Below are 21995 nucleotides of genomic sequence, written 5' to 3' on the forward strand. Positions count from 1 at the left end.
ATTGCAGCTACATTCTATTTCGCAAGTACTATTTGTTCTTCAGTACTTTCCATTTCACAAGTGCTATCCATTCCGCAGGAATTTCAGCATGCTCAGCAAATTTTCAGCTACACCAACAGGAAAATAACTTTCTTTTTTGCAGTAGCGGTAAAATATACCATATCTTCTGAGCAAAACCTTAATAAATCTCATATAACTGCGCAAAGGAAGCCACGCAATTATTTAATTCGTTGTTTCAGAGCCTATCTCACCAATAATTATACAAATGATTGATGAGATAGGTTCTTAGTTTTGCAACGCCTGAATTTTACAACGTATAAAAAGGACGTCCTAGTAGACGCCCTTTTTACTAAAGTAGTTCTTTCTTAGTCAGAAAGAGCAGTATTATGCAATGATTTTTGCAACAACACCTGCACCTACAGTACGGCCACCTTCACGGATTGCGAAACGTAAACCGTCGTCCATCGCGATTGGGTGGATCAGGGTAACGATCATGTTGATGTTATCACCTGGCATTACCATCTCTACGCCTTCTGGCAGTTCGATAGTACCTGTTACGTCAGTTGTACGGAAGTAGAACTGTGGACGGTAACCTTTGAAGAATGGAGTGTGACGACCACCTTCATCTTTGCTCAGAATATAAACTTCTGACTCGAACTGTGTGTGTGGCTTGATTGAGCCTGGTTTCGCCAGAACTTGACCACGTTCGATTTCTTCACGCTTAGTACCACGCAGCAGAACACCAACGTTCTCACCTGCACGACCTTCGTCTAGAAGTTTACGGAACATTTCAACACCAGTACAAGTTGTTTTCGCTGTATCTTTGATACCAACGATTTCAACTTCTTCACCCACTTTGATGATACCACGCTCAACACGGCCTGTTACTACTGTACCACGACCTGAGATTGAGAATACGTCTTCAATTGGCAGCAGGAATGGTTTGTCAATTGCACGCTCTGGTTCTGGGATGTAAGAATCCAAGTAACCAGCTAATTCAACAATTTTCGCTTCCCACTCTGGGTTGCCTTCCAGCGCTTTCAGTGCTGAACCGCGAACAACTGGAGTGTCATCGCCTGGGAAATCGTATTGAGACAGAAGTTCACGAACTTCCATTTCAACTAATTCTAACAGTTCTTCGTCGTCTACCATGTCACATTTGTTCAGGAAAACGATGATGTAAGGAACACCGACTTGGCGACCTAACAGGATGTGCTCACGAGTTTGTGGCATTGGGCCATCAGTCGCAGCAACAACCAGAATTGCACCGTCCATCTGAGCAGCACCTGTGATCATGTTTTTAACATAGTCGGCGTGTCCTGGGCAGTCTACGTGTGCGTAGTGGCGAGTTGGAGTATCGTATTCTACGTGTGAAGTAGAGATGGTGATACCACGCGCTTTTTCTTCTGGTGCGTTATCGATTTGGTCGAATGCACGAGCAGAACCGCCGTAAGTTTTTGCCAGAACAGTAGTGATAGCTGCTGTCAGAGTAGTTTTACCGTGGTCAACGTGGCCGATAGTACCAACGTTAACGTGCGGTTTTGAACGTTCAAATTTTTCTTTAGACACGACTCTATTCCTTATGGAGTTCCCTCTTCACGACGAAGAAGGAACTTAAATTAAAGTAGTTAACCGACTTAAAATCGATTATTTAGCGTTACGAGCTTCGATAACAGCTTGTGCAACGTTGTTTGGTGCTTCATTGTACTTCAGGAACTCCATAGAGTATGAAGCACGACCTTGTGTCTGAGAACGCAGGTCAGTAGCATAACCGAACATTTCTGACAATGGTACTTGTGCACGAACGACTTTACCAGTAGGCAGGTCATCCATACCTTCAATCATACCACGACGACGGTTCAGGTCACCAATAACATCACCCATGTAGTCTTCTGGTGTTTCCACTTCGACTTTCATGATTGGCTCAAGCAGAACTGGTTTAGCTTTTTTGAAGCCATCTTTAAATGCCAGCGATGCTGCCAATTTAAACGCCAATTCAGAGGAGTCAACATCATGGTAAGAACCAAAATGCAGACGAACACCCATGTTAACAACAGGGTAACCCGCTAATGGGCCTGATTTCAGCTGTTCTTGAATACCTTTATCAACCGCTGGGATGTATTCAGTAGGAATTACACCACCTTTGATTTCGTTGATAAATTCGTAATCCATTTGAACGCCGTCTTTATCGTTTTTGTTCAGTGGGAACATATCGATAACGACATGACCATACTGACCACGACCACCAGACTGTTTCGCATGTTTACCTTCGATGTCAGTCACTTTAGCAGTGATTGCTTCGCGGTAAGCTACTTGAGGTTTACCAACGTTCGCTTCAACTTTAAATTCACGACGCATACGGTCAACCAGAACGTCCAAGTGTAATTCACCCATACCAGCGATGATAGTCTGATTAGTCTCTTCATCACTTGATACGCGGAAAGATGGGTCTTCTTGAGCCAGACGGCCTAATGCGATACCCATTTTTTCTTGGTCAGCTTTAGTTTTTGGTTCAATTGCAACAGAGATTACTGGCTCTGGGAATTCCATACGCTCTAAGATGATTGGTGCATCAACTGCACATAATGTATCACCTGTAGTTACGTCTTTCAGACCGATAGCCGCCGCGATATCACCAGCGCGAACTTCTTTGATCTCTTCACGTTTGTTAGCATGCATCTGTACGATACGGCCAAAACGTTCTTTTTTCGATTTCACTGCGTTCAGGACTGTGTCACCTGAGTTAACAACACCAGAGTAAACACGGAAGAACGTTAAGTTACCAACGAATGGGTCGGTTGCAATTTTAAATGCTAATGATGAGAATGGCTCATCATCACTTGCATGACGCTCTGCAGGAGTATCTTTACCGTCATCCAGAATACCATTAATTGCAGGTACATCTGTTGGCGCAGGTAAGTAATCAATAACTGCATCCAGCATCGCCTGAACACCTTTGTTCTTAAATGCAGAACCACAGGTAACCAGGATAATTTCACTTGCAAGAACACGTTGACGTAATGCAGCTTTAATTTCTGCTTCAGTCAGTTCTTCACCGCCCAGATATTTTTCCATCAGTTCTTCTGATGCTTCTGCTGCGGTTTCGATCAGGTTGTTGTGCCACTCTTCAGCTGCTTCTTGCATGTTCGCAGGGATATCTTCGTATTCGAAGGTAACACCCTGGTCTTCATCACTCCACTTAATTGCTTTCATTTTCAGCAAATCAACAACACCTGTGAACGCTTCTTCTGCGCCGACTGGTAATTGCAGTGGAACTGCATTAGCTGCTAAACGTGATTTTAATTGCTCAACAACACGTAAGAAGTTCGCACCCATACGGTCCATTTTATTAACGAACGCGATACGTGGAACTTTATATTTGTTAGCCTGACGCCATACAGTTTCAGACTGTGGCTGAACACCACCAACCGCACAGTAAACCATTACTGCGCCATCAAGAACACGCATAGAACGTTCTACTTCGATTGTGAAGTCAACGTGGCCTGGGGTGTCGATGATGTTGATACGGTGTGGCTCATACTGTTTTGCCATACCAGACCAGAATGCAGTAGTCGCAGCAGACGTGATAGTAATACCACGCTCTTGCTCCTGCTCCATCCAGTCCATTGTTGCAGAACCTTCGTGAGTTTCACCAATTTTATGGTTTACACCAGTATAGAACAGAATACGTTCAGAAGTTGTGGTTTTACCGGCGTCGATGTGTGCACTGATACCGATATTACGGTAACGTGCTATGGGCGTTTGACGGGCCATTTTTTCCTCTCTCGTGGGCGTTCAATGCTTCATATAAAGGGTAGCAAATGGCTACCCTGAGATACATCACTAATGTAGGTAAGAAATAATTACCAACGGTAGTGTGCGAACGCCTTGTTAGCTTCTGCCATACGGTGAACGTCTTCACGTTTCTTAACAGCGGAACCTTTGTTCTCAGCAGCATCTGATAATTCGTTTGCCAGGCGCAGAGCCATAGACTTATCACCGCGTTTACGAGCAGCATCAACGATCCAACGCATTGCCAGAGCATTACGACGAACCGGGCGAACTTCAACTGGAACTTGGTAAGTTGAACCACCAACACGGCGGGATTTAACTTCCACAGTCGGACGCACGTTATCCAGTGCTAATTCGAATGCATCAAGTTCAGTTTTACCAGAACGCTGAGCAAGGGTCTCAAGTGCGTTATATACAATTGCTTCAGCAGTAGATTTTTTCCCGTCTACCATCAGGATATTTACAAATTTGGCCAGTAATTCTGATCCGAACTTAGGATCTGGAAGAATTTTACGTTGACCTATTACGCGACGACGTGGCATGGATATTACTCCGTTGTTAATTCAGGTTTGTCCAAAACTCTACGAGAGTATTTTGACATTAAGATTAAAATGTTTGGCCTTACTTAACGGAAATCCATTAAGCCTTAGGTTTCTTCGCGCCGTATTTAGAACGAGCTTGCTTACGGTCTTTAACACCAGAACAGTCCAGTGCACCGCGAACGGTGTGATAACGCACACCTGGTAAGTCTTTAACACGACCACCACGGATAAGGATTACGGAGTGCTCCTGCAAGTTGTGGCCTTCACCACCGATGTAGGAAGAAACTTCGAAACCATTAGTTAAACGAACACGGCATACTTTACGTAATGCTGAGTTTGGTTTCTTAGGAGTGGTAGTATATACACGAGTACATACGCCACGTTTTTGCGGGCAAGCTTCCAGTGCTGGAACGTTGCTTTTCACAACTTTCGAGCTACGAGATTTGCGTACCAGCTGATTAATAGTTGCCATTATTAAAAAAGCTCCTGGTTTTATTGCTTCGTAAACACGGATTTTGGCCTCGTTCGCCAACATGACGATACACGAGGACGCGAAATTTTATTGCTGACTGGCTCAGGTGTCAAGAAATATACAACTTTTAGTGCCTTTATAAGGCAAAATGTTGCTTTTGGACTTCTGTTAGCTTCACAAACCCCTGATATGTGATCACAGAAACTGAGGTTGAGAGGGTATTTTTCAACCCACGGGCATTGATGTCTACATCCAAAGCATACAACTGCGCACCTGTTTTTTGTAATGCAGCAAGATAAGGTGACTGTGCAGTAGCAGCAACCACACCATCTTGCATGAGTAAAACTACGTCTTTCTCCGTTATTAAACGCAGCATTGTAGAAAAATCACAGTTAAACGGAGATGTTGCCAATGTATATAGCATAGAAAAGATCCTAGTATAGATCAAAATTTAACCCAAGTTCGAAATTCATACTAATGATTAAAATTTAAGCACCACATCACACTGAGCTATTTTATTGCGGATCTCTTGTATACTGATAATTTTAGGAGAGACGACCCATTCATACTGTTCACTCAGCCCGCGCTCTTGTAAAGAGTCATGGCACACATAAATATTTTCAATATCATATAAAGGCAAAACTTTATAAGTCGCAATATAGTCTCGCGCTAAAATAACGCTAGGTTGCTGATTTGCCAGAAGCTGATAAACACCATCCGAGAAAAAGAAGACGCTAATTTCATCTGTTAGCGCTGACGTTGCCAACAACGCATCTAACCCTTCTCGACCACTAGCGCTGCCATGCGGCATGGTTGTAAAGACAAAGGCTATTTTTTTCACACAATACCTTAGTGTTGAGCTGCTTTTAAAATTGAATGGTTCTATCTGTAGTCATCATTGCCTCTGCTAGGCTCCCTAACCCGCTCATCATGAAGCCCTTTGCGAGGTTCGCCACTGGTAAAGACAAACTTTGTGCTTGTTCTTGGTCAACAATACCCCGTCGCAGTGCAGCAGAAACGCAAATATGCATTTCACACCCTGATTGTTCTGCAAGCTCCTGCCATGCCGCAACTAGATTAAACTCATCCGTTGCAGGTGAGGCCAGCAAATTCGCATTGGAAACCCCTTCACGATAAAAAAAGAGGGTTTTCAATCGATGCCCTTGCGCGAGAAGGGCTTTCGCAAATTGGTACGCACTTGCAGCTTGCTGCGTACCATAAGCAGGACCGGTAATTAATAAACAGTAGCTTAATGAAATTGGATTACTCATTCACCGCTCTTAAATTGACGAATATATAAATAAACGGTGTGTTTAGAGATGTTCAAGCGATCTGCAACTTGGTTAATCGCATCTTTAATATCGAAGATCCCTTTTTCATACAGATTAAGTACGACTTGCTTATTTTTCGCATTATTCGAAACATTGCGGTCGCTACCCACCTCTTCTATCGTGTATTCAAGTGTTTGTGCCACTAAATCATCCACAGAGGAAGCGAAGTTGACATCTGAGGTGACTTCTTGCTTAGTTTCTGGAACAAATGATTGAATAATTTCAGAGAATGGCACATCCAAGTTCATATTAATGCACAGCAGACCAATCACCCGCTGCTTACGGTTACGAATAGCAATGGTGACTGACTTCATTAAATCGCCACTTTTGGCTTTTGTGAAATAGGCTTTAGAAACATTTGATTTCTCATCGGCCATATCATGCAGCATACGCAGTGCTAGGTCAGTTATTGGTGAACCAATTTTACGCCCTGTATGCTGACCGTTCGCTATTCTTACCGCTGAACAATTTAAGTCTTGTAAAGAGTGGAGTACAATTTCGCAGTGCCCACCAATAAGCATAGCAAGCCCATCAACAGCCGCTTCATATGATTTTAAAATTTCATGGTCTGTTTCAGTAAATGGCTGGTTATCCAATAAGTTAATATCGCTGAGGTCCTGTGAGTGTAAAGAATCTGACATTTTCAACATCATCCTTCTAATGTAAAAATTTCATCCTGCTGACTAATAAGGCTTTCATTATTCGACTAATTTGCCTTCATTACACCGCATCTAGTCAACTAATGTGATGATAAAAAATAAAATAACGTATTCTGAAGTTAAAACTCCACGACGTTGCCGTCAAGAGAATGAATACAAGACAGTCTGTTTTATCACAAGTTTTAAACATTTTGAGGATTTTTTACAGAAAATTCATCTTAGTTAGCTTCCATATATTGTTACTTATCTGAAACTAACTCATAAACCGCAGGCGCTTTATTTATTAATATAACCGATAACAGAATAAATTTAGCTCATTCATGATTAATATAAAAATACGATTCGGTGTAGCAAATTTTTATTTACAATCTCATAGTTTCATTTAAAGGTGTTTTTACCAAGATTGATGCCAATAATAGCAATAGCGTTCATGACGATAACCTCGTAAAAATACTCACCCCGCTGACATACGTCGGCAGGGTGAGGATAACCATCTTATATAAGCCCAAAACTTAAGTTCTTGAGCCGATAATAAACTTTATTTTCGCTTATTTAGCTGCTGGCTTGATATCCAATAATTCAACATCAAAAACTAAAGTTGAGTTTGCAGGGATACCCGGCACGCCATTTTCACCATAAGCTAAGTCAGCAGGGATCACAAGCTGCATTTTACCGCCTTTTTTCAAGTTGACTAAACCTTCAGTCCAGCCTTTGATCACTGAGTTTAAAGGGATAGTCAGTGGTTCGTTACGTGAATATGAACTGTCAAATTCAGTACCATCAATCAGTGAACCTTTATAGTGAACCACAACGGTTTCGTCTGCTTTAGGTTTAGCGCCAGTACCGTCTTTCTCAATTTTGTACAGTAAGCCTGATTTTGTTTTTACAACACCTTTTTCTTTCGCGTATTTTTCACGATACTCAGCACCTTTTTTCTCATTCGCTGCTGATTCATCTTTCATTTTTTTCTCAGCCGCTTCTTTCACTTGGCCTTCAAATTTCAGTAGAGTTTCTTCAACTTCTGCATCAGTCATTTTACTTTTACCATTGAAAGCATCTTGAACACCCGCCAGTAGTTGTGCTTTATCTAAGTCAATGCCAATGGTTTTTTGTTCTTCTAAAGAGTTCTGCATATAGCGGCCTAAAGAAGCGCCTAATGCATACGCATTACGCTCTTCTGCATTTTTAAATGCGCTGCTGCTCTGCGCTTTAGCTTCCTCTGCCATCACTTGCGGTGCAGCAAAAGTAAATGCTAACGTTGTTGCTAAAAGGCTTGCCTTAAACAGTGATTTCATCCTAGTCTCCGATAACTTTTATTCGAGTATATTCGAATAGTTAAACTATTCGTTTTTATTGGTAGTGATCCTTTAATCATAGAAACAGATCACCAATTAGTATAGAAAAATATAAGAACTTCTTAGACCACATTAACAAAAAGAGGTTTCGCCGCCTATCCCTTTAAGTAAAACTTATCTATTGATTTGTAATGTTCGGTTAATATGATGGTTTAATTATGATGAAATACCTAAGGAGGGTCGAAAAATGGGCTCATCGAACACATTTGAACAGCGTTTAGAGCTTTTAGAAAGTAAAGTTGCCTTTCAAGAATTGGCGATTGAGCAACTCAATCAAGTCATTACCGACCAGCAGATGCAAATGAGCCGCATGCAAGAACATTTGCGCATTGTCACGGAAAGGCTGAAATCCTCCCAAGAATCGCACTTAGCAAGACCAGAAGAAGAAACACCGCCGCCACATTATTGATTTGTAAAGCTGTATGGCAAAAAAGGAAGCACTCGCTTCCTTTTTACATCTACAAACTTGTATGCACCGGAGTTTAGTGCGAGGTATTAATGGCAGCCGCAACCGCCATGTTTGTGGCCGTGGCCTTCACCACCACCGCAACAACCGCCTTCTGAACCGTGGCTATGACCGCCACCGCCACAGCAACCACCTTCGTGGTCGTGATCATGGTCGTGACCGCCTGCACCATGAACGTGTCCATGTGCGATTTCTTCTTCTGTTGCTTCACGGATAGCCATGACTTCAACATTAAATTTCAGGTTTTGACCTGCTAACATGTGGTTACCATCAACGATAACTTCATCACCTTCAATCCCTGTGATTTCAACAGGAACTGGGCCCATGTCAGTGTCAGCTAAGAAACGCATACCCACTTCCAGCTCATCAACGCCCATGAATACGTCTTTAGGGACACGTTGAACTAAGTTGTCATCGTATTGACCATATGCGTCATCTGAAGCCACTTCAACATCAAAGTGTTCACCGACAGCACGGCCTTCTAATGCTTTTTCTAAACCTGAAATTAAAGACCCACGACCATGCAAATAGTCCATTGGCGCGCTTGCTGGGGACTCATCAACTAAAACACCATCTTCTGTTCTTACTTGATAAGCCAAGCTGACCACCAAGTCTTTTGCTACTTTCATGACATCTCCTACTACCCGTAAGGGGAAAATTTTTGCCAATTGTACCGAAAAACTATGATGATGTATTGAGAATTGACAAATTTCTATTATTCAGGTGTAAAAATTCCAATTACTTGCTCTTTTTGCCGAATATGTTCCGTCGCCTCATCCCCCACTTGGCGCTGTTGAACGCCGCAATTGACGCACTCAACCACGTCAATTTTATCTTCACGCCACATCATTAGTGTATCTTGTGACTGACATTTAGGGCATGTTGCCCCTGCAATAAAACGTTTACGTGTTGAAGCCATTCCTAACCCTTATTGTTCATTGTTCCAGCTATGCGGCTGACGATGTTCTCGTCGCATTTCTTTTTCGAACAGCTCATTAAGTTCACGGCGAGCTTCTTTAACACGAGAAATTTGCCCGCTATCACTGTTTTCGTGTTCAGGATAAACATCCCTCAACATACGCATATCTAAACGGCGAAAGTGTTGTTTAGCGCGATAAGCTTTATGGGGGTGCATCCCTGTGCTAATTAAGGCCTTGCTACCGAGTTCTAATGCACTGGAGAACGTTTCACGGCTAAAATCTATCACGCCACTTTGTAGCAATTCATGCGCTTCAAGACGACCTTTAGCTCGGGCAATAATATGCAAATTAGGAAAATTTTCTTGGCAAATTTGCACAATTTCCATGACCTCTTCAGGCACATCACTCGTAATGACAATCGCTTTAGCTTTATCTGCTCCAGCAGAACGTAATAATTGCAATTCACGCGCATCACCATAATACACCGTATAACCATAGCGGCGCATGGTACTAATTGCGGTAACATCTTGTTCAAGAACAGTAATTTTAACTTTATTAGCCATTAATAAACGACCAACCACCTGCCCCATACGCCCAAAGCCAACCAAAATAACATGGGGATCATTATCTTCCACAAACGGTTTTTCACTTGACTCGGGTTGTCGATTATAACGGTAGTTAAGATAAGCATCTATCAGCTGCATCACAAGTGGCGTCGTCATCATCGAAAGCGTGACAACCACCAATAAAAGATCCATTTGCCGTTCATCAATCACGCTCGCGCCAAATGCTGTAGCATAAATCACAAAGGCAAATTCACCACCTTGGCTAAGTACACCGGAGAATTGTGCTCTAGCGCCATTGCGCAGCCGTGCTGCAAGCCCCAAACTATATAAAACAAAGGCTTTTACTGCGACTAATACAACGACTGCCATTAATACTTGCGGTAAATAAGTCCATAGCACTTGTAAATTCAGTGACATTCCAACAGAGATGAAAAAGAGCCCAAGTAGCAGTCCTTTAAATGGTTCAATATTGATTTCTAGTTCATGGCGAAATTCAGTTTCCGCTAACATGACACCTGCCATAAAGGTGCCTAATGCCATAGAGAAGCCAAGGCTTTCCATAATTAAAGCAGAGCCGAGTACCACAAGTAACGCAGCTGCGGTGAAAATTTCATGAACACCTGATTTTGCAGCTAACCTAAACATCGGCCGTAATAAATAACGCCCGACAACCCATAGTCCCACAAAGGCGATCATTTTTAAGCCGATCTTTTGCCAGTCACTGGGCGCTGCGTCCCCCGCAAGCAAAGGGATCAACGCCATGATAGGAATCACTGCCATATCTTGGAAAAGTAAAACAGAAAAACCAAGCTGGCCGCTTTCTTTATTGGACATCCCCTTTTCGTTCATGAGCTGCAACGCCATTGCTGTTGATGACATGGCCATACCAAGCCCACCCACGACCGCTGCTTGCCAAGAGAATTTCGCAAGTAAAAGAAAAGAAGCCATAATTGCTGCTGTGACAACGACTTGAATGGTACCGACACCAAAAATAGAGCGCCTTAGCTCCCAAAGTTTAGAGGGTTTCAGTTCTAAACCGATCAAAAACATTAAGAACACCACTCCCATTTCGGAGAAATGCAAAATGTCATCGACATTATGAATAAAGCCTAACACGAATGGCCCAATCATAATTCCAGCCAATAGATACCCAAGTACAGCACCCAACCTAATTTTCTGTGCAATAGGCACCATCACCACGCCCGCACATAAAAAAATGATGACGGATTCAAATAGCCCAAATTCTGTCATTAAGAGAGCCCTCCCGCCCCAAGCGGTTGCTGTATCCACTGGCGGTAGTCATCAACAAGCTGTTGAAAATGCGCTTTAGGCTGCCGTCGTGCCGCATAAATAATAGTGGGTTCCAGCCATTGCATATCACACATTAATGCGGTCAATTCAAATGGACGGAGTATTTCGGTTAGAGGGTAATGGTTATATCCATCATGTTGGTATGCATGAACAGGCTCTCCCGTGGTGATCACCGAACGCCAGTATTTACCTTTTAATTTTTGGTATCCCATATCAGTTACAAAGCGACGCGTTAACACACGGTCAAACCATTCTTTCAACAATGCAGGACAACTATAAGTATAGAGTGGATGCTGAAAAACAATCACATCGTGTTGACACAAGAGTTTTTGCTCAGCCGTAACATCGATAAAATAGTCTGGGTAAGTTGCATATAAATCATGTACTGTCACATGTTCAAAATCACGCACTGCATCAAGCAACGCCTTATTGGCGATAGACTCATCAGGGTCTGGATGAGCGTAGAGCACCAGCACTTTTGGTGTATTTGACATCTTTCCCTCCTCAAAGGCGTGTCAGACGGATAATTTTCCGTTACCATGCAACCTGCTAAATAGAGTTTACGCCTTGAATATTGCAGAAATTACATTGCTTATCACGCGTAATTACTAGGATAATTTAACATATTTTTAATAGACGGTTGCTATGATTGTTTTTTCTTCACTCCAAATTCGCCGAGGTGTCCGTGTTCTGTTGGACAATGCCACTGCGACTATTAACCCCGGCCAAAAAGTTGGTTTAGTGGGTAAAAACGGCTGTGGTAAGTCGACCCTTTTGGCGTTGTTAAAAGGCGAATTACAAGCTGAAGCAGGCTCTGCAACCTTTCCAAGTAATTGGTCAATGGCATGGGTTAATCAAGAAACGCCAGCCCTCGATGTGCCAGCCCTTGAATATGTGATTGATGGTGACCGCGAGTTCCGCGCCCTAGAACAGAAATTGCATCAAGCCAATGAAAAAAATGATGGCCATGCGATTGCGGTAGTTCACGGGCAACTCGACGCCATTGATGCGTGGACAATCCGCTCTCGTGCCTCAAGCCTGCTACACGGGTTAGGTTTTAGTCAATCCCAGCTAGAATCCCCAGTAAAATCGTTTTCAGGTGGATGGCGGATGCGTTTAAACCTCGCTCAAGCTCTGCTTTGCCGCTCTGATTTATTACTGCTCGATGAGCCAACCAACCACCTTGATTTAGATGCCGTTATTTGGTTAGAAAAATGGCTGAAAAGCTACCAAGGTACGTTAATTTTGATTTCCCATGATAGGGATTTCCTTGACCCCATTATTGATAAAGTGCTGCATATCGAACAAGAAACCATGTTCGAATATACGGGTAACTACTCTTCTTTTGAACGCCAACGTGCGACAAAACTTGCCCAACAACAAGCGCTGTATGAGAGTCAACAAGCCAAAGCTGCACACTTACAAAGCTATATTGATCGTTTTAGAGTGCAAGCGACAAAGGCCAAGCAAGCACAAAGCCGCATTAAGATGTTAGAAAGAATGGAAATGGTGGCGCCAGCGCATGTGGATAACCCGTTCCATTTTTCATTTCGCAAACCAGAAAGCTTGCCTAACCCATTATTAAAAATGGAAAAAGTCAGTGCAGGTTACGGCGAAAAAGTCATTTTGCAGTCTATTAAACTGAATTTAGTGCCGGGTTCACGCATTGGCCTATTAGGGCGAAATGGTGCAGGTAAATCTACATTAATTAAGATGTTAGCAGGCGACTTGCCACCCTTGCAGGGAGAAATTGCCCTCGCTAAAGGCATCAAACTGGGTTATTTCGCCCAGCACCAGCTGGAATATTTGCACCCTGAAGAATCGCCGTTGCAACATTTAGCCCGTTTAGCGCCCGATCAGACTGAGCAGCAATTGCGTGACTATTTAGGCGGCTTTGGCTTTAAAGGCGACCAAGTGACAGACCCAAGCGGTCGTTTCTCTGGCGGTGAAAAAGCGCGTTTAGTGTTAGCGTTGATTGTTTGGCAACGCCCTAATTTACTGTTACTCGATGAGCCAACCAACCACTTGGATTTAGACATGCGCCAAGCCCTGACCGAAGCGCTGATGGCGTTTGAAGGGGCTTTAGTGGTGGTTTCCCATGATAGGCATTTATTACGTTCAACCACAGATGAGCTGTATTTAGTACACGGCGGGGCTGTTGAACAATTTGATGGTGATTTAGAAGATTACCAACAATGGCTTGCAGAGCAAAATAAGCTGGAATTACAACAGTTCCGTGACCTGCAAGAAAAAGATAAGCCTGCCACAACCTCGACAGTCACTGCACAAGATAGAAAAGATCAGAAACGTCGTGAAGCAGAGTTTCGTCAACTGACTCAACCTATCCGTAAAAAAATCACGGAATTGGAAAAGCAGATGGATAAACACTCCAATTCACTGAGTGAGCTAGAAGCTAAACTTTCCGATGCCGCTATCTATGAGCAAGATAAAAAAGCCGAACTGACTGAATGTTTGAAAAAGCAGACGGAACATAAGTCAGCGCTTGAAAAAGTTGAAATGGAGTGGATGGCGTTGCAAGAGCAATTAGAAGTGATGACTAGCGAGTTTGAATCACTCTGACCGCTTACTACGGCTTTTTAATCCCCCCTACTGCTTTTGGGGGGATCTCAATCTTTGTACCGCCTAATTTTTCACGCACATCACATAATACTGCCCATCGATAATTTCCGTGCCCTCGGTTTCATGTTCAAAACCGGGGAACTCACTGTCCCATGCTTGAAGGCTGTGTAAGTAACCGATATGAGGGCTGTTTTTATCCCCAAAGCTTTCCCCTGATAGCAACATAGGAATACCCGGTGGATACGGGATAATGGAGTTGGCAGCAATACGTCCTGCAAGTTTATCAAGGGGAACGGCTTCAACGCGGCTAGCAACAATTTCTTGATAAGCATCCCGTGGGCTCATCATCACTTGAGGGAGTTGTTCATACGCTTGATTAAGCTGACCGCCGGGGTTATTTTTTTGCAGGTAGGCAAACATTTTATCGCCTAAATCATGCAGCCCCATGTCACCGTATATTTCAGGGGCACTATCAACAACCTCGGGTAACACTTTTTTTAGCGCCGTGTTATTGTCGTAATGGCGTTTGAAAGAGAGTAATGCATTCACCAATGTTCCCCACTTCCCTTTAGTGATCCCCATAGAAAATAAAAACATAATCTGGAAATCGGTGGTACGGGTTGGAACAATCCCATAATGATTTAGCCAAGCAGTAACTAAGGCTGCAGGTACACCACTATCTTGCAATTTGCCATCTTCCCCCATTCCCGGCGAGAGAATACTGACTTTAATCGGGTCTAACATTGCCCAATTTTCAGGAATATCTTTAAAACCGTGCCATTTATCTTCAGGGTTCATCACCCAACAGCTTTGTTCCTTCATTAACAGCTCAACCGGCGCATCCTCAAACGCATAACGTTTGCCTGTTGCGGGGTCTTTCACCATTTCCTGATTCCACGGTTTGAAAAACCATTCATCATCATTGAGAAACTCTTTATGCAAGTAACCCAATGATTGACGGAAGTCTATGGCCTCACGGATCACTTCATCAGTCAATGAGCGCCCACTGTTACCATCCATCATGTCCGCGGCAATATCATTCGAAGCGCAAATCGCGTACAGCGGTGATGTAGTCGCATGCATATGATAAGCCTGATTAAAACGATTGAAATCAATCGAATTACGGCCATTTCTTATATGAATAAATGATGCTTGTGAAAGGGCATTGAGTAACTTATGGGTGGAATGGGTCGCAAAAATGGTCGGCTCGTCGCCATTGCGTGGTTCATCACGCATCGCAAAATGCTCGCGATAGATAGGGTTAAAACGTGCATAACCATACCATGCCTCGTCAAAATGAATTCTGTCTAATGATTTATCAAGTAAATCTTGTACTTTACGTGCATGATAGCAGACGCCGTCATAGGTACAGTTTGTTACCACACTATAAGCCGGACGTTTGTTCGTTTTATCTGCCGTTAATGGATTTTCAGCGATTTTTGCTGCAATTGTTTCAGGCATCATCTCTTTTGGATAAATAGGCCCAATGATACCGTAACGGTTACGACTTGGGGTCATATATACAGGCTTGGCTCCTGTCAGGATCAGCCCCTGTTCAATGGATTTATGGCAATTACGGTCAATCACTACCACATCGTCATCTGTCATACACGCTTGCATGATGGTTCGATTTGAGCCTGATGTTCCTACAACCACCGAATAGGACTGGTCAGCCCCGAAAATACGCGCAGCGTTTTTTTCACACTCACCAAAAGCGCCTGTGTGATCCAGTAATGAGCCTACCGCAACTCGCTCAATGCCAATATCGGTGCGAAACAGATTTTCCCCAAAGAAATCATGGTAAATACGGCCCGCTGGAGTTTTGGTAAACCCAACGCCACCTTGGTGCCCCGGTGCTGCCCATGAATGTTCATGTACATCACTGTATTTAATCAAGCTTTTCATCAATGGTGGTAATAAATTAGCACGATAACGAATAATCGCAGCAAGGACGCGCCCTGCAATAAAATCGGCAGAATCTTCTAAGATCCAAGCAAATTCATCAACTTGCTCCATCATTTTACGATCAAACGCGGTTAGGGCTTCTTCACGATCACTCAATAAAAAGACAGGGACATCTTCTTGCCGACGATGCAATTGAGTAATTAATTGATGTGCTTGAGCTTGCTCTTGCTTGTCAGACATATCGCGCCCATATAACAAGCAATCAATACTGGTATTAGAGCGAATGTAGGCCATGCCATCTTCAAAATTACGAATAATCACGGTTTCAACGTGTTCATCATTAAGTTCACTAGCAAGCCTAGCAACCGCATGGCTGATAACGGAATCGTCGTCAGTTAACTCAGTATAAACAATGAGTGCTCTCATCAATAATTCCTCTTTAACTAATTAAAATTAAAATGTTTCTATCTTTAGTCTTAACGCAAATAAGGATTTATTGCAAAGTTATCGATGAGTTATAAATCTCAAAACTATTCATCTAATTTATTTATCACCATTCTTGCATTCATCACTAACGATTTCGCTTTCGCCTCCCGCCGCTGTAGTAACGCCATAAACAATAAATCTGTAATCGTGTTTTGCGCGGTTCTAGAAGAAATTGAAGAACTACGCCACTCATTTTCCTCTGCAACACTTTCCAGAACGTAATCCGCTATTTGTGCTAAAGGCGATTCGCGGTCATGCGTAATCGCAATAATACGAGCCCCTTGTTTATGTGCTATGTTCGCCGCAGTCAGCATGTCTTTTCGCTTGCCAGTGAATGAAATCACGATTTGAACGTCATCAGCACTCAACGTTAAAGCAGCAGCAATCTGCACATGATGGTCAGACTCAACTAACGTTGTGATACCAATTTTTTGTAATTTATAACTTAAATCTTTTGCTGTTAACCCTGAGCCTCCTATTCCAACAATTTGCACACGTTGAGCTTGGTCAACCATTTCAACAATTCGTTCAAATGCTTTGAAATCAATGTGTTTTGTTGTCTCGGTGATGGAGTTATTTTTTTCCATCGCTAATTTTTGCGCCACAACCATCAAACTATCATCTGGTGCAATACGATTATGTAACGCAGTGTGAGGCGCGCTTTCATTAAGCTGCTGACGGCCGATGATCTCACTTAACGCTAATTTTAGTGCTGGATAACCTTTTACACCGACCTTTTGACTAAACTTAACAATAGCCGATTGACTGACATCCAATATTTCCGCTAATTGCTGAGAAGATAAGTTCAATACATTTTCTGGATTTTTAAGGATAAATTGCGCGATTTTACGTTGATTTTCGGCTAAACGCGGCAATGAATAAGTAATAATATCTAATAGCGTCATGACACCCTCTGGCGATTATCATTTTTTCGTTTTATAGAATAAATTAATAATAAATTATTCCTATTTTATTTGACCTATGACTTAAGAATAGTTGTTTAAATTCAAGCAACAATAAATTTAATCGCTGAGAAATATAACAAAATATTCTTTTATATTCGCAAGTTAGAATAGGTAACACCGTGATTTCAATCACACTTAAGGAATAAATAATTCCTTAATATGAGTTTACTAACTGATTCAGGAGCAATTTTATGACTATTGATTTAAGTAAAATGGTAACGGAAAGCCGCAACCCAGCCAGTACTCATATCGACCAACTATCCACGATTGATATGCTGCATGTGATTAACAATGAAGACAAACTCGTCCCATTAGCGGTTGAAAAAGTACTTCCCGAAATTGCTCAACTAGTTGATAAAGTGGCGGCGGCATTCTTAAAAGGTGGTCGGCTGATTTATTCAGGTGCAGGGACATCAGGTCGCTTAGGTATTCTCGATGCCAGTGAGTGCCCACCAACTTATGGGACTCCTCATGAACAAGTCATCGGCCTCATTGCTGGCGGTCATCAAGCCATTTTTCGTGCCGTCGAAAACGCGGAAGACAAACCTGAATTAGGCGAGCAAGATCTAAAAAATATCCAATTTAATGAAAAAGATGTGCTGGTTGGTATCGCGGCAAGTGGGCGTACTCCGTATGTGTTAGGCGCTTTAGCCTATGCAAACTCAGTCGGCGCTACCACAGCTTCCATTAGCTGTAATCCAAATAGCCCCATCGCCAATGCGGCAGATATCGCAATCACCCCTGTCGTTGGTGCAGAAGTCGTCACCGGTTCTTCACGAATGAAAGCAGGTACTGCACAAAAACTGGTACTGAACATGATCACCACTGGAGCGATGATCCGCATCGGTAAGGTATTTGGCAACTTGATGGTGGATGTCGAGGCCACGAATGCCAAGTTAATTGAAAGACAAATTAAAATTGTTATGGAGGCCACTGACTGCGACCGAACCACCGCTGAAAACGCACTTCAACAATGTGACAGACACTGTAAGACGGCCATTTTGATGGTGCTATCGGGTCTGAATGCCGATGATGCTCGTCAACTGCTCTCCAATAATAACGGTTTTATTCGCACAGCACTCAACATGGCATCCTCCGCTTAACACACGGATTTTATGAGATAAATAGTATGGCTAAAATAACAATAGAAATGATGCAGCAAGTTCTGCAACACGTTGGTGGTCGTCGCAACATTAAGTTAGCGGGTAACTGCATGACACGCCTGCGCTTGACTCTCAATAATGATCAATTGGTCGACAAAGCCGCAATCAAACAAATTGCGGGTGTTCTCGGCGTGATTGAAAGTGATGAGCAACTACAAATCATCGTAGGCCCCGGCAAAGCGCAAACCGCTGCCGATTTAATGAATCAATTATTGGAAAGTGAAGAGGATGACCTACAGGCATCATCAACACCTCAAGATCTGAGTAAGATTGCATCAGCGAATAAGCAACAACTTAAAAAGAAACAAACCAGTGCGATACATCGCTTTTTAGCCAAATTTGCCACTATTTTTACCCCTTTAATCCCAGGGTTTATTGCTGCTGGCCTGTTATTAGGCTTTGCAACACTGGCGAAACAAACCTATTTCCCTACCGGTTTACCGACAAAGCCTGAAGAACAAACCCTTCTGGTACATACCATTTTATATATGTCAGTATTCAGTAAGGGTCTATTTAGCTTTCTCAGCATTCTGATTGGTTATAATACTCAAAAAGCCTTTGGCGGTAGCGCTGTCAACGGAGCCATTATTGCTTCACTGTTCGTACTTGGCTACAACCCTGAAATTGCCAAAGGATTTTACTCGGATATGAGTAACTTCTTCGGATTAGCTATCGACCCGAGAGGTAATATTATTGGGGTATTAATCGCTTGTATTTTTGGGGCATGGGTTGAAAAACAGGTCCGTAAAATTATTCCAGCTAACCTCGATATGATTTTAACGTCGACTATTACACTGTTAATTGTTGGCGCTGCTGTCTTTGTATTCATCATGCCAATCGGTAGTTGGTTGTTCTCCGGTATGTCATGGTTGTTTGTTCATTTAAGTAGCAACCCATTCGGAACAGCAATACTCGCAGGCCTATTCTTGATTGCTGTGATGTTTGGTGTACACCAAGGGTTTGTCCCTGTGTATATGGCGCTAGTCGAAACACAAGGCTTTAACTCATTGTTTCCTATCTTAGCAATGGCTGGTGGTGGGCAAGTCGGTGCGGCAATGGCGCTTTATGTCAAAGCAGCAAAAGATTCCGTGTTACGTAATCAAATCCGTGGAGCCATTATTCCTGGCTTCTTAGGCGTCGGTGAGCCATTGATCTATGGTGTAACCTTGCCACGGATGAAACCTTTTATTACCGCATGTTTGGGGGGAGCCGCAGGGGGATTCTTTGTCGGTTTAATTGCTTGGATGGGATTACCTGTTGGATTAAATACCGTGTTTGGCCCCTCTGGTTTAGTGGCAATCCCAATGATGACCTCTGCTGACGGTGTATTTTTAGGAATGTCAGTCTATGTGGGTGGACTGCTAATATCTTACCTATTTGGTTTTATTTTTACTTACTTCTTTGGGGCAAAAAATGTCGATTTAGACTAACCAAACCCCTTATATGTAAAGCGCAGCCTCACTATTGAGTTTTCAGCCGAAGACAAGCAAGTATTTCATTTTGAGAAGCACCAAAAAGTTAGCACCAGCTAGCTTTTTGGTCCCCTTTTTCATTCCAGCCAAATCAGAGGAACGCACAAAGCCGTTAAAATCCCCATTACCCAGTTAAAAATAAACCAAGCACGGCGGCTGCGTAAAAATAAGCTAATTAACGAACCAAACCCCATCCAAATCAGGCCAGCAACCAAATTAACGATGACAAAGGCAATACTCATCACTAAAATAGACTGAGTGAATAATTCCCCCGGTAGGCTAAATCCCCCAACAGCACCTAAACCCATCATCCAAGCTTTTGGGTTTAAAAATTGCAATAGACCACCTTGATACCAAGTCACACTTTTCGCGACTTCGCTATTGGTCTTAAGTGGTGCATAATTAGCCGTGGCCGTTTTCCATGCGAGCCAAAGTAAATATAGGCTCCCAGCCACTTTTAACGCGACATGAATGGCAGGATAGAGCAATAAAAGTGCAGCGACGCCAAATGCAGACAGGTAAAGTATAGCTTGCATACCTAACATAATACCTAAGCATAAAATAATTGTATGGCGAAAACCGTAGTTTGCTGCGCTTGAGGTTAGCAACATATTGTTAGGGCCGGGTGTGACAGCTGCAATGAATAAAAACGTAAAAAGAGAAAAAATTAGCCCCAGTGTCATTTATAATTTAATCCTCAAACTCAAATTTGTTTACTTGCATCACAAAAAAATAACAGTATGTTATGTGACTCACAAGAGTTCCCATTAAATAAAAATAAGGCTATGTCAGAAAACTTTCGTCCAATAAGCTGGGCTAAAAATCCACATCTCCAAACGCTCCTACCTCGGATTTTCCGTAGAACACCGAAAATCAAACCCGTATGGCAGCGACTTGAATTGCCTGATGGCGATTTTATCGATCTTGCTTGGAGCGAATCCCCTGAGCTAGCAGCTCACAAACCTCGTTTAGTTATTTTTCATGGATTAGAAGGCAACTTTAAAAGCCCCTATGCACATGGCATGCTTAAAACCGCACAACAACATGGCTGGCTAGGCGTTATTATGCACTTTCGTGGTTGTAGCGGCGAACCTAACCGTCAGCGCCGTATCTACCATTCAGGTGAAACCAGTGATGCACGTTATTTTCTCCGTTGGCTAAAACAAACCTATGGTGATGCGCCAACGGCCGCAGTCGGTTATTCTCTTGGCGGAAATATGTTAGCGTGCTATCTCGCAGAAAGCGGTCAAAATGCAGATTTAGATGCAGGTGTTGTCGTTTCGGCCCCATTAATGCTAGAAGCGTGTTCTTTGCGCATGGAAAAAGGGATTTCCCAATTTTATCAACGCTATTTATTAAATGGCTTGAAACGTAATGCAATGCGTAAATTAGTACGTTATCCAGGCTCACTGCCGCTAAACTTGTTGCAACTTAAACAACTAAAACGCATTCGTGAATTTGACGATGTGATCACGGCTCGTATTCACGGCTTTGATGACGCTACCGATTATTATCAAAAATGCAGCGCATTACCTAAGTTGGCATACATAACTAAACCAACTTTAATCATTCACGCCAAAGATGACCCATTTATGGCACCTGAAGTGGTTCCAGATTTATCATTCCTACCTAAAAATGTGGAATATCAAATGACTGAGCATGGTGGACATGTGGGCTTTGTGGGGGGAACATTGAGAAAACCCCAAATGTGGCTAGAAACACGCATACCACAATGGTTAGCCCCTTATTTAAATCAGGAAAAACAATGATTATCCCTTGGCGTGAACTTTCGCCAGAAACATTGGAAAACCTCATTGAAAGCTATGTATTACGTGAAGGCACGGACTATGGGGTTCACGAAAAAAGCTTGCAAGATAAAGTCAACGATGTGAAACGGCAGTTAGTTTCTGGCGAAATTGTGTTAGTCTGGTCAGAACTGCATGAATCCGTTAATTTCATGCCTAAAACCCGCTAATCCGCTTCGCTCGCTGTTTATTGAAATGGTGGCTA

General features: G+C 42.7%; 22 protein-coding genes. 6 read left to right on the forward strand and 16 right to left on the reverse strand.

Going from position 1 to position 21995, the window contains the following annotated elements:
- Nucleotides 1-384: 384 nt before the first annotated feature.
- From tuf to fkpA, 9 genes are all read right to left on the reverse strand, one after another.
- A complete protein-coding gene (gene tuf / locus ACLPIE_RS14135; protein ID WP_430262435.1) occupies nucleotides 385-1569 on the reverse strand; it encodes an elongation factor Tu in 1185 nt (394 codons plus the stop codon).
- A gap of 78 nt (nucleotides 1570-1647) precedes the next feature.
- Entirely contained in the window at nucleotides 1648-3774 is a 2127-nt protein-coding gene (gene fusA / locus ACLPIE_RS14140; RefSeq protein ID WP_430262436.1) for an elongation factor G, read from the reverse strand.
- A gap of 89 nt (nucleotides 3775-3863) precedes the next feature.
- Entirely contained in the window at nucleotides 3864-4334 is a 471-nt protein-coding gene (gene rpsG, locus ACLPIE_RS14145; protein ID WP_004262486.1) for a 30S ribosomal protein S7, read from the reverse strand.
- A gap of 97 nt (nucleotides 4335-4431) precedes the next feature.
- Nucleotides 4432-4806 (reverse strand): 30S ribosomal protein S12, encoded by a 375-nt coding sequence (gene rpsL, locus ACLPIE_RS14150; RefSeq protein WP_004265905.1) that lies wholly within the window; start codon nucleotides 4804-4806, stop codon nucleotides 4432-4434.
- Nucleotides 4807-4942: 136 nt separating this feature from the next.
- Nucleotides 4943-5230: a sulfurtransferase complex subunit TusB gene (tusB, locus tag ACLPIE_RS14155; RefSeq protein WP_430262437.1), complete on the reverse strand. Its 288-nt coding sequence runs from the start codon at nucleotides 5228-5230 to the stop codon at nucleotides 4943-4945.
- A gap of 57 nt (nucleotides 5231-5287) precedes the next feature.
- Nucleotides 5288-5647 (reverse strand): sulfurtransferase complex subunit TusC, encoded by a 360-nt coding sequence (gene tusC, locus ACLPIE_RS14160; protein ID WP_430262438.1) that lies wholly within the window; start codon nucleotides 5645-5647, stop codon nucleotides 5288-5290.
- Between the two features lie 25 nt (nucleotides 5648-5672).
- Nucleotides 5673-6077 (reverse strand): sulfurtransferase complex subunit TusD, encoded by a 405-nt coding sequence (tusD, locus tag ACLPIE_RS14165; RefSeq protein WP_430262439.1) that lies wholly within the window; start codon nucleotides 6075-6077, stop codon nucleotides 5673-5675.
- Nucleotides 6074-6778, reverse strand: coding sequence for a helix-turn-helix transcriptional regulator (locus tag ACLPIE_RS14170; protein ID WP_430262440.1), 705 nt, complete (start codon nucleotides 6776-6778; stop codon nucleotides 6074-6076). Before ACLPIE_RS14170 ends, tusD begins: the two co-directional genes overlap by 4 nt.
- 566 nt (nucleotides 6779-7344) lie before the next feature.
- Nucleotides 7345-8091, reverse strand: coding sequence for an FKBP-type peptidyl-prolyl cis-trans isomerase (fkpA, locus tag ACLPIE_RS14175; protein ID WP_430262441.1), 747 nt, complete (start codon nucleotides 8089-8091; stop codon nucleotides 7345-7347).
- A gap of 247 nt (nucleotides 8092-8338) precedes the next feature.
- Between fkpA and ACLPIE_RS14180 the strand changes: the two genes are divergently transcribed.
- The gene (locus ACLPIE_RS14180; protein ID WP_430262442.1) at nucleotides 8339-8560 is read left to right on the forward strand and encodes a SlyX family protein; all 222 of its coding nucleotides are present in this window, start codon (nucleotides 8339-8341) and stop codon (nucleotides 8558-8560) included.
- An 86-nt stretch (nucleotides 8561-8646) separates the two neighbouring features.
- Here ACLPIE_RS14180 and slyD read toward each other — a convergent pair whose 3' ends face one another.
- From slyD to kefG, 4 genes are all read right to left on the reverse strand, one after another.
- A complete protein-coding gene (gene slyD, locus ACLPIE_RS14185; RefSeq protein WP_430262443.1) occupies nucleotides 8647-9246 on the reverse strand; it encodes a peptidylprolyl isomerase in 600 nt (199 codons plus the stop codon).
- Nucleotides 9247-9332: 86 nt separating this feature from the next.
- Entirely contained in the window at nucleotides 9333-9536 is a 204-nt protein-coding gene (locus ACLPIE_RS14190) for a YheV family putative zinc ribbon protein (protein WP_430262444.1), read from the reverse strand.
- A gap of 9 nt (nucleotides 9537-9545) precedes the next feature.
- Entirely contained in the window at nucleotides 9546-11354 is a 1809-nt protein-coding gene (gene kefB / locus ACLPIE_RS14195; RefSeq protein WP_430262445.1) for a glutathione-regulated potassium-efflux system protein KefB, read from the reverse strand.
- Complete coding sequence (gene kefG / locus ACLPIE_RS14200) at nucleotides 11354-11908, reverse strand: glutathione-regulated potassium-efflux system ancillary protein KefG (protein ID WP_430262446.1); 555 nt, start codon at nucleotides 11906-11908, stop codon at nucleotides 11354-11356. Before kefG ends, kefB begins: the two co-directional genes overlap by 1 nt.
- Nucleotides 11909-12059: 151 nt before the next feature.
- Here kefG and ACLPIE_RS14205 point away from each other — a divergent pair, with 151 nt between their 5' ends.
- Nucleotides 12060-13994, forward strand: a complete 1935-nt coding sequence (locus ACLPIE_RS14205) for an ABC transporter ATP-binding protein (protein WP_430262447.1) — start codon at nucleotides 12060-12062, stop codon at nucleotides 13992-13994.
- 63 nt (nucleotides 13995-14057) lie between these two features.
- On the opposite strand, the gene adiA is transcribed toward ACLPIE_RS14205, so the two are convergent.
- Together adiA and ACLPIE_RS14215 are read right to left on the reverse strand one after the other, a co-directional pair.
- A complete protein-coding gene (gene adiA / locus ACLPIE_RS14210) occupies nucleotides 14058-16325 on the reverse strand; it encodes an arginine decarboxylase (RefSeq protein WP_430262448.1) in 2268 nt (755 codons plus the stop codon).
- A 104-nt stretch (nucleotides 16326-16429) separates the two neighbouring features.
- The gene (locus ACLPIE_RS14215; RefSeq protein ID WP_430262449.1) at nucleotides 16430-17290 is read right to left on the reverse strand and encodes a MurR/RpiR family transcriptional regulator; all 861 of its coding nucleotides are present in this window, start codon (nucleotides 17288-17290) and stop codon (nucleotides 16430-16432) included.
- A gap of 251 nt (nucleotides 17291-17541) precedes the next feature.
- Between ACLPIE_RS14215 and murQ the strand changes: the two genes are divergently transcribed.
- Entirely contained in the window at nucleotides 17542-18453 is a 912-nt protein-coding gene (gene murQ, locus ACLPIE_RS14220; protein ID WP_430262450.1) for an N-acetylmuramic acid 6-phosphate etherase, read from the forward strand.
- Between the two features lie 26 nt (nucleotides 18454-18479).
- Nucleotides 18480-19943, forward strand: coding sequence for a PTS N-acetylmuramic acid transporter subunit IIBC (gene murP, locus ACLPIE_RS14225; RefSeq protein WP_430262451.1), 1464 nt, complete (start codon nucleotides 18480-18482; stop codon nucleotides 19941-19943).
- Nucleotides 19944-20062: 119 nt separating this feature from the next.
- Here murP and ACLPIE_RS14230 read toward each other — a convergent pair whose 3' ends face one another.
- The gene (locus ACLPIE_RS14230) at nucleotides 20063-20668 is read right to left on the reverse strand and encodes a LysE family translocator (protein ID WP_430262452.1); all 606 of its coding nucleotides are present in this window, start codon (nucleotides 20666-20668) and stop codon (nucleotides 20063-20065) included.
- A gap of 102 nt (nucleotides 20669-20770) precedes the next feature.
- Between ACLPIE_RS14230 and ACLPIE_RS14235 the strand changes: the two genes are divergently transcribed.
- Entirely contained in the window at nucleotides 20771-21754 is a 984-nt protein-coding gene (locus ACLPIE_RS14235) for a hydrolase (RefSeq protein WP_430262453.1), read from the forward strand.
- On the forward strand, nucleotides 21751-21960 hold the full coding sequence (locus ACLPIE_RS14240; RefSeq protein ID WP_430262454.1) for a YheU family protein: 210 nt from the start codon (nucleotides 21751-21753) through the stop codon (nucleotides 21958-21960). The genes ACLPIE_RS14235 and ACLPIE_RS14240 overlap by 4 nt, the downstream gene beginning before the upstream one ends.
- Nucleotides 21961-21995: the final 35 nt, after the last annotated feature.

The sequence above is a fragment of the Providencia sp. Me31A genome (genome assembly GCF_050487165.1).
Lineage (GTDB): Bacteria > Pseudomonadota > Gammaproteobacteria > Enterobacterales > Enterobacteriaceae > Providencia.